A 15669-nucleotide genomic window follows, 5' to 3' on the forward strand; every position below is an offset into this window, starting at 1 on the left:
TCCAAAAGGAATCATCCTCTTTCTGTCGAATCTACAATTGAGAGAGGGGAGATTGACAGGTGGAGAATAAAATCAGGAAACTAAGACAGTCTCATTATGAAGCGTCTTTGCAATTATCTGAATATGCATTTCAATATGAAGTCCCTGAGGAAAAAAGAAAAAACAGACTGGAACAGTTAAATAAGCAGGAAGTTTATGGTATTTTTAATGATGAAATATTGACTGCTAAACTCCATCTATTGCCGCTTGAAATTTGGTTAGGGGAAGAAAGTTTTTCAATGGGCGGCATAGCTGGGGTAGCAACGTACCCTGAATATAGGAGAAAGGGATATATCAGGTCTTTAATCTCTCATTCATTGGAGCACATGAAGAACCAAGGGATGTCGCTTTCCATGCTTCACCCTTTTAATATTGATTTTTACAGGAAGTTCGGCTGGGAGATCTTTGCCTATATTGATAAGCTGTACTTGAAGAAGAAAGATTTACAGCCAATGAAAGTAGTAAAGGGTGAGATCAAGAGATTTAATAAGGCCACTTACCCAAATGCCCTGCACGACATTTACGACCAATATTCAAGGAACCATAATGGGATGCTCGTCAGGACAGAAGATTGGTGGAAAGAAAGAAGCATCACGGACCTTTGGATTGCAATCTATTATGATGAAGGAATGGTTCCTCAAGGATATATTAGTTATGAAGTGAAAAATGAAAAAATGAAGGTTGAAGAATTCATTCCACTGACATCAGCTGCAAGACAAGGGTTATGGAATTACATATGTCAGCACGACTCGATGATCAATGAAGCAGAGCTGGTTCTGAACCCACAGGAACCGCTGCCTTATTTACTCAAAGATCCGCGGGTCATAATAGAGAAGCATCCTTATTTTATGAGTCGGATCGTTGTGGTCGAAAGATTTCTGAACAGCTATTTGTCAAAGGTGGGGTTTGATGAATGTCTCCAACTATCCATCAAAGATCATCATGCCGTCTGGAACAACCGTACTTATAAAATGGATAATCATGAAGTCAAGGAAGGGAACCCATCAGAAAGTAGTGTTGTGATGAACATCAATACGTTTACTGCACTCATCTTTGGAGTGCATACACCACAAGCATTGCATGCAATGGGGCAAATTGAAGGAAAGAGAGAGGATGTTTCCAAACTTACAAAACTTACACAGCCGTACAGTCCGTTTTTCTATGATTTCTTTTAAAGGCTATACAGAGGCCCAGCCAGATTAATCCGGCTGGGCCTAATCATTACACTTTGAAGTTTGTTTTAATGATGCCTGCTTCCTTCGCTGAGTTGAAGACGATTAAGATAAGCGGGCCAATTATAAAGCCAAGGATTCCAAACATCTTTAGGCCAAGATACATGGCAATCAATGTAGCCAGAGGAGAGAGGCCGATATGGGTACCCATTACTTTAGGTTCCACCGTTCTCCTGATGATGAGCAAGATAGCTGCGAGTACCGCCAGCTGGGTGCCTAAGGCGATATTCCCAGTGATGAGGTGGAAAAGTGCCCATGGACCGAGAATGACGATGGACCCTATAAGGGGGATGAAATCTATGATCCATATTACAAGTGACATCACAACCGCAACTTCAGGGGAGATAAAGAGTAATCCAATCAGTGACACAAGGAATATGATTACACTCACGAGAAACTGGGCTTTAAAGAATCCGAAAATGACAAAAGAGAGACGCGAAGTCATAAAATTCACTTTCTCGGCAGTCCGTTCGGTAAGATGACTGAAAATCGAATGTTTAATACCAGGCAGATCCAGCATAAATAAGAACAAGGCAATCAAATAGACCAGGAAGCTTACAAGATAACTTGGTATGTATGACAAAAATGCACTGATTTTTTCGATGTTCAACGAACTAAGTATCTTGGTTTTAGCTGAGTTTAAGAAATTTTGTACTTCTTCGCTGAATCCGGTAACAACTTCATTTGGCAGGTCTTCTGCAGCATCCAACAGTCTTTCCTCATAATCCAGCCAAATATCACTTAACTGATTGATATATTTTGGCGTGTCCTCAATTAGTTTGATTCCTTCTCCGACTACTTTGGTCGTAACAAAGAAAGCGGACAGACTTATCAATAACAAAAATATGATAAAAACAGATAAAACCGCTATTTTTCTGTTTGTGGAAAATCGCTTTTGAGTGAACTTAACTGCAGGCTCTAAAAATAGTGCGGTAATGAGAGCAGTAATTAAGGGGACTGATATTGGCAAAATAAAAAAACATAATAATGCCAGAATGATGATACTAATAATAATGATAAAAAATTTTTTGGTGAAGAACTTGGACAATTGAGAACCCCTTTCTGACGTTTCCTCTTACTATTTATTATATTAAAGTAGAGTTAGAATGAACAGTAGGGAAGCACTGAATCTTTAATATTTTTGTGAATGTGATTTATTTAAATAAAAACCCCTGAAAACCAATAAACGTTTTCAGGGGTTTTTCGATAGGCTTGTCGCCTCTGGGCGAGGTGCCTTCGATTTTAGTGTCGTCCAGCTCCGGCGGCTAGAGGCTCGAGACATAAGCTAAGCCAGCCAAAAAGGCAAAGAGCGCCTTTGTGGCTCACTCATCTTATGCTTGTCGCCTCTGGGCGAGCCGCCTCCGCTTTTGGTATCGTCCAGCTCCGGCGGCTAGAGGCTCGAGACATAAGCTAAGCCACCCAATAAGGCAAAAAGCGCCTTTTTGGGTGGCTCATCTTATGCTTGTCGCCTCTGGGCAAGCCGCCTCCGCTTTTGGTATTACCAAGCGAATTCTGTTGCTTCTTTTTTTACGTCAGCGATTAGTTTTTCGCATGATGTGAGGAGGTGTTTAGGGAAATCTTCGCCTTCACCGTATTCTACACCGTGCGGGTAGTAATGCTTGCCTAATAGCGGTGTCATCAGTTGGATGACGGCATCATGCTTGCCCACGTCGCCTTCCACGGCAAGACCTTGAATACGAAGGTAATATAGACCTTCTCTGATTTCAAATTTACGGTCATAGGTTACTCTCTCATAATCCCATTGTCCGGCACGTACTAATCCGTGGGACTCCATGATTTCATCAAGGCGATTCAAATCTACTTTTAAATTTTCCATTCCACTTGCTTCAAAACGCATAAAAATTCCCTCCTATATTGTCTGGCTCAAGGCTAATTATGGAATCCTTGTGATATCACTATTGTTCCCAATTGCCCATCTGCATTCATCAGGTTAGAAGCATTTATATCGGTAATATGTAAGATGATACAAAATGCGGTATTTCTCATTCTTAATAATAGTGTAAAATCCCATTTCATGCAATGTCTTGATGATCGGGAATATGTCAATTTCTTTAACGGTGTATAAGTCGATGAAGTTAGAGAAAAATATATCAAGATCATTTTATCGGATTCAGTGAAATGAACAAAAATGGAGGAGGAGCAAAATGCCCAAATTGGAAAGGATCATGACAAAAGAAGTTGAGTCATGCACGCTGCTAGATAATGTTTATGAGGTTGCTGTGAAAATGAAAGAAAACAATGTAGGTTCCATTCCCATTGTGGACGGCAGCAGAATTGTGGGTGTCATCACTGATCGGGATATTGTCACACGATGTGTAGCCGAAAAACATCCGGCTTCTTCAAAAGTTGAAGATATCATGAGTAGAGATCTCATAACGATCGGTCCGGAAGCAGATGTTTCAGAAGCAGCACACCTGATGGCGGAAAACCAAATCAGAAGGCTGCCGGTTGTGGAAGGCGATACACTGGTCGGTATGGTTTCCCTTGGGGACTTTGCCATCAGGGACTCCCTGGGGAAAATGGCTTCCATAGCCCTGGAAGACATATCAGAATCACACTTCAGCAACAAACCTTGTTAATGATGGAAACACTTGACTGAATATAATAATCGAACTGACGGCCCCAGGTGAACTTTGCATTTAAAGTTCACCTTGTTGCTGTGAATCGGATTTCCTTTACATATCATATAGTTTTAGAGAAAATTAAAATATGCTATGCTTTATACATACATAATATTTAGAATCCTTTTAAATGGTATAATAATACTAGTATCTCGAGCATATCCTGCTAGAGAAGGTAGAGAGGAGGGAAATCTCTGAAGACGGTATTTCGTATTGCTATTATCCTTTTATTTATTCTTTCCATAAGTATTTATCAAAGTCTAAATGATGAGAATGAACCTCTTAAAGGCCCGGAACCCCAGACACTTAAGAAAGATCATGATAATCAATTGAAACAGCCTGTTGAAAATTCCGGAGAACGGCCGGTAACCGGGCTTTCTACTTGGATAGGAAAAAGTTCTGAACAAGTGGTTGAATCCTTTGGAGAGCCTGAAAGAATAGAACAAAGCGCATACGGGTATGATTGGTGGGTCTATCCCATATCCACCAAGCAGTATATACAGATGGGAATTGAAGAAGAGAAAGTCGTTACTCTTTATGCGATCGGGAATGAAGTGGACGTGGCTCCGTACAAACTTGGGCAGAAGCTTGAGGACATATATCGTTTTACCATAATAGAGTCTGAACTTGTTGTGAATGATGAATCTGGTTCTTATCAATTCGAATTAAATGAACAGGATCTTAATACGCGCTTATTGGTATCTCTGGGGGATATTTATGCCCAGCTTTATCTTGATAAATTCACAGGGGAATTAATGAGCATCCGGTTTCTGGACAGCTCCACTCTCATTAGGATACACCCTTATGAAATGATGTATCGCGGGGAACTGGTTGAAGAAACTGAGCCTACCGAAGAAGAGTGGGAGGCAATAGACACTGCGAGTGAAAATCAAATATTTGATATCACGAACGTAATGCGTGATCAACTTGGTGTTGGGAAAGTCGATTGGAATGAAGAAATTGCAGAAGTAGCAAGAGGACACAGTAGAGAAATGTATGAAGAAGGATATTTTTCACATGATTCACCTGCTTTCGGCAGCCTTGCTGATCGATTGGAAAGAGAAGAAATCACCTTTAAATCTGCAGGGGAAAACATCGCCTCACAATATACAGATGCAGCCGAAGCGGTCCACGGGTGGCTTAATTCCGAAGGCCACAGGAAAATCCTGCTGGAAGAAGATTTTACCGATCTTGGAGTCGGGGTTCATAAAAAATACTATACGCAGAATTTCATAGAAAAATTTGCTATTGAACAATGAAAAAGGTTGGCTACTCAAGAACATTTTCCTCATTTAATGCAGGAGAAATGTCATCTGAATGGCCAACCTTTTCAATTTTAATACTTTTTAATGATAAAGAATGATCCAGTGGAAGTGGCAACCACCTTCCCTTTGGAGTCCATAACCTTACCATCTACCACCATTGTTTTGGACCCTTTATGGATGACTGTTGCGCTTGCCGTCAATTCTTCTCCTATTCCCGGTGCAAGGTAATGGACATTTAAGTTTGTTGTGACCGCACCGTAACCTTCCGGAAGCATCATATTAGCCAAAGTACCCATTGCAGTATCCACTAATGTCGCCGTCACACCGCCATGTACGATATTTAATGAATTGTGTGTAACGGGTGTGATTGGGATATTTATTGTAAAGTTCCCGTCCTCTGAACATTTATCCATTGCGAAAATCCCGCCGATGATAGACTCATTCGCATGTTTTTGTTTGCGCTTCACACCGTTGAGAAGTTGTTTGATACTGATGATTTCTTCTTCGTCTGCTCCAGCTAATACTTCGTCCAATAATTTGTGCATCTGTTCTTGCATGTCAAACATCCTTTTCATTTACACAGCCCATAACACATAATGTACATCTTGACTGTTTAGTTTCTAAATTGAATTTTACTACAAAAAGGAATGTATCACCATTTTTTCATTCAGTCATAAAATGTAATAGGTCAATGTCCTGAGCAGGAGGTGCTGGGAATGGGAAAATCTTTACATCCTAAAGTAAAAGAGTTTAAGGAGTTCGTCAGGAAGCATCCTAAGATTGTAAGAGACGTCCGTAATGGAAATGCAAATTGGCAGGAACTTTTTGAAGATTGGTATTTGCTTGGAGAGGATGATACCCGTTGGGACTCATACAGGGAAGCAGGAGCACAAAATGATGAAAAAGTAGAAGATAATAATAAAAGTGGCTGGTTTGATCACGTTGGAGAGTTAGTAAAGAAAATGGATGCAAATCAATTACAAAGTCATATTAATAATATCAGTGAAGTCTTGGGAACGGTCCAAGGTGTCATCAGCCAGTTCCAATCGACTCCAAAAGGTACTGCGGTGACAAATGAGGCACGTTCCAAGCCTTCTCATCCATTTTCTTTTCGGAAGGACTAGGGGGGTGAGGCTGTGAGAGCAGACATTATTGAGTATATTCATTCCAATGAAGAGTTGAAGATGTTTCTGAGGGAAAAGCCTGAATGGTATAGAAAACTTTCAAGAAATCCGAACGAACTGGAGAAGTTTGAAATTGCGTCAATCAATCATTTTCAAAAAACGATACCTCATCGTGTTCAGAAATTTTCAAATGGAGTCCAGATGGCTTCTATGATGATCAGCATGTTTCAAAGCATGAATGAATCTGAATAGAATGGAATCGGCTATACAAAGAAAGGAAAACACAATTGAAGAAGTTTTCCTTTCTTTGTTTTTTGTAGGACAAGCACTAAGAGACTCAGTTTTCATAATCAACGAGTAAATTGAATGAAAGATGGGGAAGGCTATAGGAAAAGGAGTGGTATCGACTATGAAAAAGATTATCCTCTTGTCCCTCTCGCTGTTAGTGTTGTTGAGCGGATGTAAAGATGATATCCCCGAACCGGAAAGTTTCTCGTTTAGTAATAAGGTTCAGGCAAAGGAAAAAACATCACTTTCAGTTAAGCATATTGTTCAAGGGAATCAGGTATTCATTGAATGTGTGGTGCCTGATGTAACGTTTTCGACCAAAAGAAAAGGTGCTAAAAAAGGTAAAATTATTGTTTCATCAAATACAGGCGGGTTATACAAGGAATTTTATACCGCTGCCTTCGTTGTGAAGAATCTCCCAAAGGGAAACCATATTTTGAATGTAGAAGTAGTTAGTCCAAGCAATAAACCTTTGGGAATCAAGAAACGATTATATGTGACTATTCCTTAAAAATTCGAAATGGCAAATCGGGATTTTTTTACAGAGCATATTCGCTTCCGTCAAGAAAACGTGGTAAAATAACGTTACGGAGGTGAGCACTATGCTTGCTACTATAGAAAGAATGGAAATTTTAGATAGTGCTGATGAACTATCTCAGTGGATCTTACATTCCGATGTGGCAGAAAATTATCGGAAGTCTTTATATAAACTTCGTAATAGTAATGATACGCAGAGAAAGATACAGGTGTTTACGCGTATGAAAGAAAGTTACGAAGAAGTGCAGCGTTTCGGCCGATATCATCCCGACTACAAAACTGTCATGAAAGATATCCGAGAACTTAAAAGGGATATGGATCTGGATGATAACGTAGCGGAATTCCGACGTGCAGAAAATGAACTTCAGGATTTATTGGACAAAGTGAGTCTGATCATTGGACATTCTGTTTCTAAAAATGTGAAAGTCCCCTCAGGCAATCCTTTTTTCAGTGGAAGTTCATGCGGAGGCGGTTGCGGAACAGGCGGCAGCTGCGGTTGTTCTGCATGATAGGATAATAAAGAACGGGCGATTCGCCCGTTCATTTTTTTTACCTTTTTACTGTTTTAACCGTACACAATCGACGCATAGGTTTCCACAGCAAAACATTTTTTCCTGGGGAACATAAAAACGGTGGCGGTATACAAATATGGAAGATTGTGCCCTGAAGAATATCGTATCCGAATGCAGTCTTTTTCCCCTCATCGCACGTGCCGACCATTTCTTTATTAAATATTCCACATCACTTTTATCAAGCACGGTGTCTACATATAAGAAAGGAATGCCAGCGATCCTTTTTGCGGATGCATCGTGAATATCCGGCTCAGCGCGAAGATATTCAATAAATTCATCCCATATGACGCTAAGATCCATTTAACCACTCCATCCGCTCATTATCGTTTTCATAAGTACTATACCCTAAATAGGAACATTATGTTCGGAAGTGGAAAAGATTTTTTGGTGATTTGCCATGCGTGTCTGTTTGAGCCGCCTCCGCATTTCGTATTGTCCAGCTCCGGCGGCTAGAGGCTCGAGACATAAGCCATGCCAGCCAAAAAGGCAAAAAAACGCCTTTGTGGCTGTCCTGTCTTATGCTTGTCGCCTCTGTGCGAGCCGCCTCCGCATTTCGTATTGTCCAGCTCCGGCGGCTAGAGGCTCGAGACATAAGCCATGCCAGCCAAAAAGGCAAAAAAACGCCTTTGTGGCTGTCTTGTCTTATGCTTGTCGCCTCTGGGCGAGCCGCCTCCGCATTTCGTATTGTCCAGCTCCGGCGGCTAGAGGCTCGAGACATAAGCCATGCCAGCCAAAAAGGCAAAAAAACGCCTTTGTGGCTGTCCTGTCTTATGCTTGTCGCCTCTGGGCGAGCCGCCTCCGCTTTTCGTATTGTCCAGCTCCGGGGCTTAGAGGCACATGTCATAAGCCAAATCGACCAAGAAGGCAAAGAACGCCTTCATGTCCGATTCGTCATATGCCACCCGCCTCTGAGCAAAGCCCCTCCGCATTTCGTATTGCTAATTCCCATATTTTTGTGCTAGACTGATAAAAAAGTGATTCCTAGAGGGGAAACGGTATGTTGACGCAAAGACAAGGTTTAGTTGTTTGGTTACATAGTTTGAAGCATGCAAAGTCTTTGAGACGATTTGGGAATGTACACTATGTATCGAGGAAAATGAAATATGTTGTATTGTATTGTAATCAGGATGAAATCGATTCTGTCATGGAACGAATTACTACGTATTCTTATGTGAAGCGAGTGGATCCTTCCTATAAACCGTTTATTAAATCAGTGTTTGAAAATTCCAGACCTGATAAAGCGAAGGAATATGATTACAAGATGGGATTTTGATTGATTGCTGCCAAACTGATGTTGTTGGCAGCTTTTTATTTTGGTTTTAAGTGATCATTGCAGTGGTGAGATATAGTGATTTAATCTCAAAATAGCAATCAGGTGTTGATAATAGAGTTCCTTTTCGGGAAAAAGAGTCGATGGCTTGACATCCATCTGAATAATCTTTTTCTCAAGTTCCTCAGCAGTTTGTTCAAACAGCGAATACCTCTTGTTCGCCATCATGTTTGGATTGGGTATACCTTCTCTGCAGAAATAGATTGCCTGAAACTTTCCTTCGGCAGTCGGTTTCATCACGATGCCAAGCGAAGTAACCGGTCGATCTTTAATGATGGTATGAAAAGCCATCAGATGCTCGACCCGATTTTTATTGTGTCTTGCAGCTTCCAGTAATTCATAGATATCAGACAATCCCTCACCTAATTCGATAAAACGCTGAATCATGTTTTAACCCCTTTTATCATGTATTTAATCAATTCCTTATTATTTCAAACATAGTGTGAGAAGTAAAGAAGTTATGAGGGAGTAGTGAATATAGGGTATCGATTAACAAAAATGTCGTAATTTTTGACTCCTGGCTATATATCCCATGAATGAATTCTGATATCTTAATAGTAAGATTATACGAAGGGGTATCCAGATGAAACGGTTCTTACTCTTATTTACTTTCGTCATGGTAATAGCAATCGCAGGTATTATTTTTTTCCAATGGAACGGATTCTTATCAGGTAATGCCGAAGCGTCCAATATCTCTGAAGTGAACCAGTCATTTACGATAGAACACACTGGTAAAGAGTTTTTCATCACCCAGGAGGTTGATTTCAAGTCAGGCAATCAGAAGAATATGACAATAGAATGGCCGGAAGATGCAAAGAACTTTAAGTGCATAGAGGATAGTGGGGAAAGCTGCCTCTCCAAAGAAAATGGAGAATTTATATTAAAAATTAATAGTGAAGGAGATTCAGACGTGACGATCAGTTACACTCTTGAAAGACAAACTTCAGAAGGAAACCTTCACTTAAAGGAGTGGTATCCCGCACTATTAACTGCAATCCCGTTAGAAACAACGATCAATATCGTTGAAAAGACGGTCAGAGAAGGCACATGGATATCAGGCTACAAAGAGTCGAAACATAAAGAAATGCATTTTATCGATTATTATTCTTTTACCGGAAGCGGACCACCATCGGATTTGCTTCTCTTCTCGGGAGAAATTAACCTGTTTGAAAATGGGAGTACAAGGATTTATTCAAAAGAAAATCTGGATTTAACAATAAACGAAAACCGTTTGAACAGTGAAGGGTTTGTAACGGTAGTCATTGATGACCGTTTTCCAGTCAGTGAAACGGAAAATTTCCTGATCGTCAATGGGGATGTTTCCCGAACATCATTACTTAAAAAAATGGATTGGGCACTGGAACAGCAGAAGGATTCGGCATCTTATCAGGAGAGCTGGTTAGAAGAACTGAAAGCAAACATCATCTTATCCTCCTCCTACGGGTCTGCCAAAACGATGAATGCTTATCATGACCTAAAAACAGGTCTGACAGAAACTCAGTTGGATTCTTTCAGACAACTGCTGCTTAATGAAAATGGTCACATGCTCCAGGGTGGGCAACTGGATGTGTTGTTGAAGCAGGCAACCAATTTAAACTCCAGCTACTTTAAAGAAACAAGTAATAGAACAGAAGATATCCCGTTAATCTTGAAAGCACATCAAACTGTATTTCTGAATGACAAGCCTTTAATGGATGTAGACCTTATACAATATAAACAACAAGAGCTGATTTCTTTACCCGAGCTTCTTCAGGCAATAGGGATAAAGTACGACTTCCTCCAAAACGATGTGATATATGCGTTGAAAGGGGGCAGTTCGTATCGCTTCTTTGTAGATGAAGATTACTTTATACTAAACGAAGAGAATTATGGACTCCTTACAAAGCCGGTTCAAAAAATAGGCGGCGCTGTATTTATGGAAGTGGAATGGCTGGAAAAATTGTTTGGATTAGACATTGAGAGAAGCAATTCCAATGAAGAAATACAAATATCTGAAACATAAAAAGCCCTGCAGGATCTCTGCAGGGTCCTTCTATATCCATCTCTGGAAAGAAGGCAAAGGGAGAGGAGAAACCGGAGGAAGAACTTATGGGGAAACGTAAGTCTTCTCCGCGGTTGGCAACAACATCAGTTAGGATGTTGTTACTTCCATTATCACCTATCAATTTGTTTTTATACATTTTAGGATCAATTTCCTGAAGTGGCGATTCATGTAGATTTATGTTAGGATAATGTAGAAAAAATACATATATGGTGGATGATTATGAGAGTTATAGCAGGAACATTAAAAGGGAGGCCATTAAAAGCGGTACCTGGAAGCGGTACCCGGCCAACCACAGATAAAGTGAAAGAATCGATATTTAACATTCTTGGTCCCTATTTCGAAGGCGGAATGGGCTTGGATCTTTTCGCTGGCAGCGGAGGGCTGGGAGTGGAAGCTTTAAGCCGGGGACTTGAAAAGGTAATCTTCGTCGATAAGGATTCGAAGGCCCTGCACACCATTAAGGCTAACTTAAAAGAATGTGATCTTGTCGATAGAAGTGAAGTGTATCGCAACGATGCGAATCGGGCACTGAAAGCGATAGTTAAGAGGGAGATCGCATTCGACTACATCTTCCTCGATCCTCCATACAAACAAAAAAAATTAGAAGAATTGGTTACATTCATAGATGGCCATAACCTTTTAAATGAAAACGGTTTCGTTATGTGTGAATACAGTTCTGATAGCATACCATCAAACGTGATAGGACGATTGCATAAAGTAAGGGAAGAAGCTTATGGGATTATCGGAATATCGATTTATACATATCAAAAATAGTGAAAAGGCAGACATGGGGGTAAATGATCATGACGAGTATTGCAGTTTGTCCGGGAAGCTTTGATCCAATTACATTCGGACATTTAGATATCATTACGAGAGGGGCAAAAGTATTTGATCAAATATATGTTGTTGTACTGAATAATTCCTCAAAAAAACCACTATTCTCTGTTGAAGAACGAATCCAATTGATTCGTGAATCCACCAAAGACATTCCAAATGTTGTTGTCGATTCATTTCAGGGACTTCTCGTTGATTATGCGAAGAGTGTGAAGGCCAGCGCCATTATCAGAGGACTGAGAGCGGTTTCGGATTTTGAATATGAAATGCAGATCACTTCCATGAACAGAGTATTGGAAGAAGATATAGAGACATTCTTTATTATGACGAATAATCAATATTCCTTCTTGAGTTCGAGTATCGTTAAAGAAGTAGCCAAATATGGTGGGAATATTTCTGAGTTGGTTCCACATCCTGTAAAGAATGCTCTAAAGGAGAAGTATACAAGTAAAGAGTAATCAAACAGGGTTGTTCAGTTTCACGATATGAACACCCTGTTCTCTATTTTAAAGGGATTTATTTTTCATTCTTTTACTGTAAATTAAAATGTAAACCAATAGGCTGAGAATCGTCATAAGCGGACCGAATGTCTTTAGCCAATAAATGATTTCAGCCCAAATATAAGCGCTATCATGTGAAAATACAGGGATTGCATTTGAAAGCTGTTCATCAGAAAACCTTTCATAAACAGGCTTCCAGATAATGATTGTCACAATTGAAGAGGCAGCACCGTGAAGAAAGCGGGCGTAAAAGAATGGTTTAAATCGGATATCGGTTTGGGCAAGGATACTGGCAACCTGGGCTTGAACACTGAATCCGCTGAACCCTAAAATGAAGCTGGTGATGATCGCCTGATGCAGCAGGGTTGCTTCTGTCACTCCGCTTGTCAGCTTTGAACCCAATGTGATTTCAAATAATCCCGAAATGAAAGGGATACTCAATTGTTCCGTTAATTGAAACAAGGTGAGTATACTGGAGAATCCTTCAGCAATGAATGTGGTAATATGCAGGTGATAAAGCATTTTATTCATGACAGAGAAAAGGATAATAAAACCGCCGATCATTAATAATGTCTGAATGGAAGAAGTTACTGCATCACCAAGCAATTTGCCGATTGGCCGATTATCCTTTATCCTCGTTTGATGAAGAGCTGAAAATGCTTCAGCGATAAAAAATCGTTTCTTTTCCTTAGGATGTCTCCTGTGAACCACTTCATCATTTCTCCCATAGAACCTCATCGCAAGGCCAACGCAAATATTTCCTATATAATGTGCACAAGCCAGGACAATCCCCAGCGTCGCATTTTGAAAGAATCCAACTGAAACAGCACCAAAAATAAATAAAGGATTGGATGAATTCGTGAATGAAACCAGTCTCTCTGCTTCGATTTTTGTCAGCTGCTTTTCCTGCCTCAAGCGGGCAGTCAATTTAGCTCCAGCTGGAAATCCGGAAGCCATTCCCATAGCCCACACAAATCCACCAGCTCCAGGCACCCGGAATAAAGGACGCATCAGCGGTTCGAGTAATACCCCTATAAATCTTACGACTCCAAATCCAATCAGCATTTCAGAAACGATAAAAAACGGCAGCAGCGATGGGAAAACAATTTCCCACCACATATCCAGCCCGCGGATGGAAGCCTCCAAGGATTCACCAGGCATGATGATTAATGCTGCAGCAAACATTGTTACACCCGCCGATAATACCAACGTTTTAAATTTCGACTTCAACAGCACGTCCTCCTCATAACCTTACTATCTCAATTTCTTGTGTAACACAGAAAGCATGATAAAATGAGAGTAACTTCTACTTGTCCTCATATTATTCAATATACTCATACATATTAGAAATAGACCATATGATGAATTGAACCGAAAACTAAGGGTAAAGGGGGAAGACTTTTGAGCAGACCAAAGATAGGGTTAGCCCTTGGTTCGGGTGGAGCAAGAGGATTTGCGCATCTCGGGGTCTTAAAGGCCTTTGATGAAGAAGGAATCCCTGTGGATATGATAGCAGGCAGCAGCATGGGAGCATTGGTTGGCTGCCTTTATGGAGTCGGTCATAGAATGGAAGACCTCTATAAATTGTCGACCACTTTCAGAAGGAAGTATTATTTGGATTTCACCGTCCCGAAAATGGGATTCATCTCAGGTAAGCGTATAAAAGAATTCATCCAATTATTTTCTCATAATAAAAACATTGAAGATTTAAATATACCTGTGAGCGTAGTGGCTACTGATATAACCAATGGAGAGAAAGTTATCTTTACTACAGGTCCGGTCGCAAGTGCAGTTCGTGCAAGCATCGCCATCCCCGGAATATTCGTTCCTGAAAAAATCAACGGGCGTCTTCTGGTAGACGGCGGGGTAATCGATCGTGTCCCTGTTTCTGTAGTAAAAGAAATGGGAGCCGATCTCGTGGTAGGAGTAGATGTTTCTCATGTCAAAAGGAATGCTGAAATCACCACGATCTATGATGTGATCATGCAAAGCATCGATATTCTCCAGCTTGAAATTGTGGCACATAGGGAATTTGCCTCGGACTTCATGATTAGACCACATGTTGAAATGTACAGTACCCGCGCTTTCAGGAACATAGAAGAAATCATTTATATGGGAGAAGAAGAAGCCAAGAAGGTCATTCCTTCTATTAAAAAAGCGTTGGAGGAGTGGAAGGAGTAAACTTATGAAGAATAAAACGCTGATTAGAATCCTGGTCGTAATGACTGTTTTTATTGTTGCAACATCTTTTTATTATCTTCCCTACTATGTAACCAAACCGGGAAGTGCCCATGAACTTGATCCCATCGTTAAAGTAAAAGATGGGTTTGATGATAAAGGCGAGTTTATGCTGACTACTGTCAGGATGGGTAAAGCGAACATCTATGCCTACCTGATAGCAAGTATTAAGAAATATGAGTATATTTACCCGGTTGAGGAAATTAGAAATCCTCATGAAAGTGACGAAGAATACAACCTGAGACAGCTTCAATTAATGGAAAATTCCCAAAATCATGCAATCGAAGTTGCTTTTAAGGAAGCAAATAAGCCTTATCACTATAATTATAAAGGAATCTATGTGCTGAATGTATATCCTTCCATGCCTGCAGCTGAAATATTGAATCCTGGTGATCGGATTACAGCCCTAGATGGGCAGAAATTTGAATCATCTAAGCAATTCATAGAGTATATAGAGAATAAGAAAAAAGGAGACTCAGTTGAAATAACCTATATCCGTAATGACCAGGAAATGATCGAAAAGATCCCTTTAAAAGAATTTCCCGATATGGCGGATAAAGTAGGTCTTGGTATATCATTGAGTGATGATAAAGAAATTGTGACTGACCCTGCAGTGTCACTTGATACAGAAGAAATAGGCGGCCCTTCAGCCGGCCTGATGTTCAGTCTTGAAATTTATAATCAATTAACAGAGGAAGATTTAACAAAAGGGTACTCTATTGCGGGGACCGGCACAATTTCAGAAAACGGTGAAGTGGGCAGGATAGGCGGGATCGAACAGAAAATCATAGCCGCCGACAATGTCGGTGCAGAATATTTTCTTGCCCCTGATGAAACGATATCTGATGAAATGAAGGAAAAAAATCCCGGTCTGGAATCCAATTACTCAGCAGCCAAAAAAACAGCTGAGGATATCGGAACAGAAATGAAAGTCATTCCGGTTAAGACTTTTGATGACGCTGTAACGTTTTTACATTCGCTGCCAAATAAGTGATCAAGGAGAGACTGCCAAAAGGCAGTCTCT

The 15669-nt window shown here is 40.4% G+C and carries 19 protein-coding genes; 13 read left to right on the forward strand and 6 right to left on the reverse strand.

The window, feature by feature from the left end:
• Positions 1-59: 59 nt before the first annotated feature.
• A complete protein-coding gene (locus tag V6B33_RS08680) occupies positions 60-1214 on the forward strand; it encodes a GNAT family N-acetyltransferase (RefSeq protein ID WP_334217359.1) in 1155 nt (384 codons plus the stop codon).
• A gap of 46 nt (positions 1215-1260) precedes the next feature.
• Here V6B33_RS08680 and ytvI read toward each other — a convergent pair whose 3' ends face one another.
• Entirely contained in the window at positions 1261-2319 is a 1059-nt protein-coding gene (gene ytvI / locus V6B33_RS08685) for a sporulation integral membrane protein YtvI (RefSeq protein ID WP_334217360.1), read from the reverse strand.
• A gap of 450 nt (positions 2320-2769) precedes the next feature.
• Complete coding sequence (locus tag V6B33_RS08690; protein ID WP_334217361.1) at positions 2770-3129, reverse strand: YugN family protein; 360 nt, start codon at positions 3127-3129, stop codon at positions 2770-2772.
• A 307-nt stretch (positions 3130-3436) separates the two neighbouring features.
• On the opposite strand from V6B33_RS08690, the gene V6B33_RS08695 reads away from it, so the two are divergent.
• Complete coding sequence (locus tag V6B33_RS08695) at positions 3437-3871, forward strand: CBS domain-containing protein (RefSeq protein ID WP_334217362.1); 435 nt, start codon at positions 3437-3439, stop codon at positions 3869-3871.
• 371 nt (positions 3872-4242) lie between these two features.
• Positions 4243-5172, forward strand: coding sequence for a CAP domain-containing protein (locus V6B33_RS08700; protein WP_334217363.1), 930 nt, complete (start codon positions 4243-4245; stop codon positions 5170-5172).
• Between the two features lie 77 nt (positions 5173-5249).
• On the opposite strand, the gene V6B33_RS08705 is transcribed toward V6B33_RS08700, so the two are convergent.
• Positions 5250-5735 carry a PaaI family thioesterase gene (locus V6B33_RS08705; RefSeq protein WP_334217364.1) on the reverse strand — a complete coding sequence of 162 codons (486 nt, stop codon included), beginning with the start codon at positions 5733-5735 and terminating at the stop codon, positions 5250-5252.
• 159 nt (positions 5736-5894) lie between these two features.
• Here V6B33_RS08705 and V6B33_RS08710 point away from each other — a divergent pair, with 159 nt between their 5' ends.
• The 4 genes from V6B33_RS08710 to V6B33_RS08725 all read left to right on the forward strand — a co-directional run bounded on the left by V6B33_RS08710 (position 5895) and on the right by V6B33_RS08725 (position 7636).
• Entirely contained in the window at positions 5895-6302 is a 408-nt protein-coding gene (locus tag V6B33_RS08710) for a YlbD family protein (protein WP_334217365.1), read from the forward strand.
• 12 nt (positions 6303-6314) lie between these two features.
• Positions 6315-6554, forward strand: a complete 240-nt coding sequence (locus V6B33_RS08715) for a YlbE-like family protein (protein ID WP_334217366.1) — start codon at positions 6315-6317, stop codon at positions 6552-6554.
• 157 nt (positions 6555-6711) lie between these two features.
• Positions 6712-7101 carry a hypothetical protein gene (locus V6B33_RS08720; RefSeq protein WP_334217367.1) on the forward strand — a complete coding sequence of 130 codons (390 nt, stop codon included), beginning with the start codon at positions 6712-6714 and terminating at the stop codon, positions 7099-7101.
• Positions 7102-7192: 91 nt separating this feature from the next.
• The gene (locus V6B33_RS08725; RefSeq protein WP_334217368.1) at positions 7193-7636 is read left to right on the forward strand and encodes a YlbF family regulator; all 444 of its coding nucleotides are present in this window, start codon (positions 7193-7195) and stop codon (positions 7634-7636) included.
• A gap of 48 nt (positions 7637-7684) precedes the next feature.
• On the opposite strand, the gene V6B33_RS08730 is transcribed toward V6B33_RS08725, so the two are convergent.
• Positions 7685-7999: a hypothetical protein gene (locus V6B33_RS08730; protein WP_334217369.1), complete on the reverse strand. Its 315-nt coding sequence runs from the start codon at positions 7997-7999 to the stop codon at positions 7685-7687.
• A gap of 697 nt (positions 8000-8696) precedes the next feature.
• On the opposite strand from V6B33_RS08730, the gene V6B33_RS08735 reads away from it, so the two are divergent.
• A complete protein-coding gene (locus V6B33_RS08735; RefSeq protein WP_334217370.1) occupies positions 8697-8972 on the forward strand; it encodes a YlbG family protein in 276 nt (91 codons plus the stop codon).
• Between the two features lie 54 nt (positions 8973-9026).
• On the opposite strand, the gene V6B33_RS08740 is transcribed toward V6B33_RS08735, so the two are convergent.
• Positions 9027-9416: a DUF7147 family protein gene (locus V6B33_RS08740; RefSeq protein WP_334217371.1), complete on the reverse strand. Its 390-nt coding sequence runs from the start codon at positions 9414-9416 to the stop codon at positions 9027-9029.
• A 196-nt stretch (positions 9417-9612) separates the two neighbouring features.
• Between V6B33_RS08740 and V6B33_RS08745 the strand changes: the two genes are divergently transcribed.
• The 3 genes from V6B33_RS08745 (at position 9613) to coaD (ending at position 12365) form a co-directional block, all read left to right on the forward strand.
• Positions 9613-11031 carry a stalk domain-containing protein gene (locus V6B33_RS08745; protein WP_334217372.1) on the forward strand — a complete coding sequence of 473 codons (1419 nt, stop codon included), beginning with the start codon at positions 9613-9615 and terminating at the stop codon, positions 11029-11031.
• 261 nt (positions 11032-11292) lie between these two features.
• On the forward strand, positions 11293-11847 hold the full coding sequence (gene rsmD, locus V6B33_RS08750) for a 16S rRNA (guanine(966)-N(2))-methyltransferase RsmD (protein WP_334217373.1): 555 nt from the start codon (positions 11293-11295) through the stop codon (positions 11845-11847).
• A gap of 29 nt (positions 11848-11876) precedes the next feature.
• Positions 11877-12365 (forward strand): pantetheine-phosphate adenylyltransferase, encoded by a 489-nt coding sequence (gene coaD, locus V6B33_RS08755; RefSeq protein ID WP_334217374.1) that lies wholly within the window; start codon positions 11877-11879, stop codon positions 12363-12365.
• 48 nt (positions 12366-12413) lie between these two features.
• Here the strand turns inward: coaD and ylbJ are convergent, their stop codons facing one another.
• On the reverse strand, positions 12414-13640 hold the full coding sequence (gene ylbJ / locus V6B33_RS08760) for a sporulation integral membrane protein YlbJ (protein ID WP_334217707.1): 1227 nt from the start codon (positions 13638-13640) through the stop codon (positions 12414-12416).
• Between the two features lie 168 nt (positions 13641-13808).
• Here ylbJ and V6B33_RS08765 point away from each other — a divergent pair, with 168 nt between their 5' ends.
• Both V6B33_RS08765 and V6B33_RS08770 read left to right on the forward strand, forming a co-directional pair.
• Complete coding sequence (locus V6B33_RS08765) at positions 13809-14588, forward strand: patatin-like phospholipase family protein (RefSeq protein WP_334217375.1); 780 nt, start codon at positions 13809-13811, stop codon at positions 14586-14588.
• Positions 14589-14592: 4 nt separating this feature from the next.
• A complete protein-coding gene (locus V6B33_RS08770) occupies positions 14593-15639 on the forward strand; it encodes a SepM family pheromone-processing serine protease (protein ID WP_334217376.1) in 1047 nt (348 codons plus the stop codon).
• Positions 15640-15669: the final 30 nt, after the last annotated feature.

It is taken from the genome of Mangrovibacillus sp. Mu-81, assembly GCF_036867415.1.
Lineage (GTDB): Bacteria > Bacillota > Bacilli > Bacillales > Bacillaceae_B > Rossellomorea.

Coding starts and splice junctions, on each gene's coding strand:
- V6B33_RS08725 (WP_334217368.1), top strand. CDS start 7,193: ATGCTTGCTACTATAGAAAGAATGGAAATTTTAGATAGTGCTGATGAA.
- rsmD (WP_334217373.1), top strand. CDS start 11,293: ATGAGAGTTATAGCAGGAACATTAAAAGGGAGGCCATTAAAAGCGGTA.
- V6B33_RS08705 (WP_334217364.1), bottom strand. CDS start 5,735: ATGCAAGAACAGATGCACAAATTATTGGACGAAGTATTAGCTGGAGCA.
- V6B33_RS08770 (WP_334217376.1), top strand. CDS start 14,593: ATGAAGAATAAAACGCTGATTAGAATCCTGGTCGTAATGACTGTTTTT.
- coaD (WP_334217374.1), top strand. CDS start 11,877: ATGACGAGTATTGCAGTTTGTCCGGGAAGCTTTGATCCAATTACATTC.
- V6B33_RS08740 (WP_334217371.1), bottom strand. CDS start 9,416: ATGATTCAGCGTTTTATCGAATTAGGTGAGGGATTGTCTGATATCTAT.
- V6B33_RS08745 (WP_334217372.1), top strand. CDS start 9,613: ATGAAACGGTTCTTACTCTTATTTACTTTCGTCATGGTAATAGCAATC.
- V6B33_RS08720 (WP_334217367.1), top strand. CDS start 6,712: ATGAAAAAGATTATCCTCTTGTCCCTCTCGCTGTTAGTGTTGTTGAGC.
- V6B33_RS08730 (WP_334217369.1), bottom strand. CDS start 7,999: ATGGATCTTAGCGTCATATGGGATGAATTTATTGAATATCTTCGCGCT.
- V6B33_RS08735 (WP_334217370.1), top strand. CDS start 8,697: ATGTTGACGCAAAGACAAGGTTTAGTTGTTTGGTTACATAGTTTGAAG.
- V6B33_RS08710 (WP_334217365.1), top strand. CDS start 5,895: ATGGGAAAATCTTTACATCCTAAAGTAAAAGAGTTTAAGGAGTTCGTC.
- V6B33_RS08690 (WP_334217361.1), bottom strand. CDS start 3,129: ATGCGTTTTGAAGCAAGTGGAATGGAAAATTTAAAAGTAGATTTGAAT.
- V6B33_RS08695 (WP_334217362.1), top strand. CDS start 3,437: ATGCCCAAATTGGAAAGGATCATGACAAAAGAAGTTGAGTCATGCACG.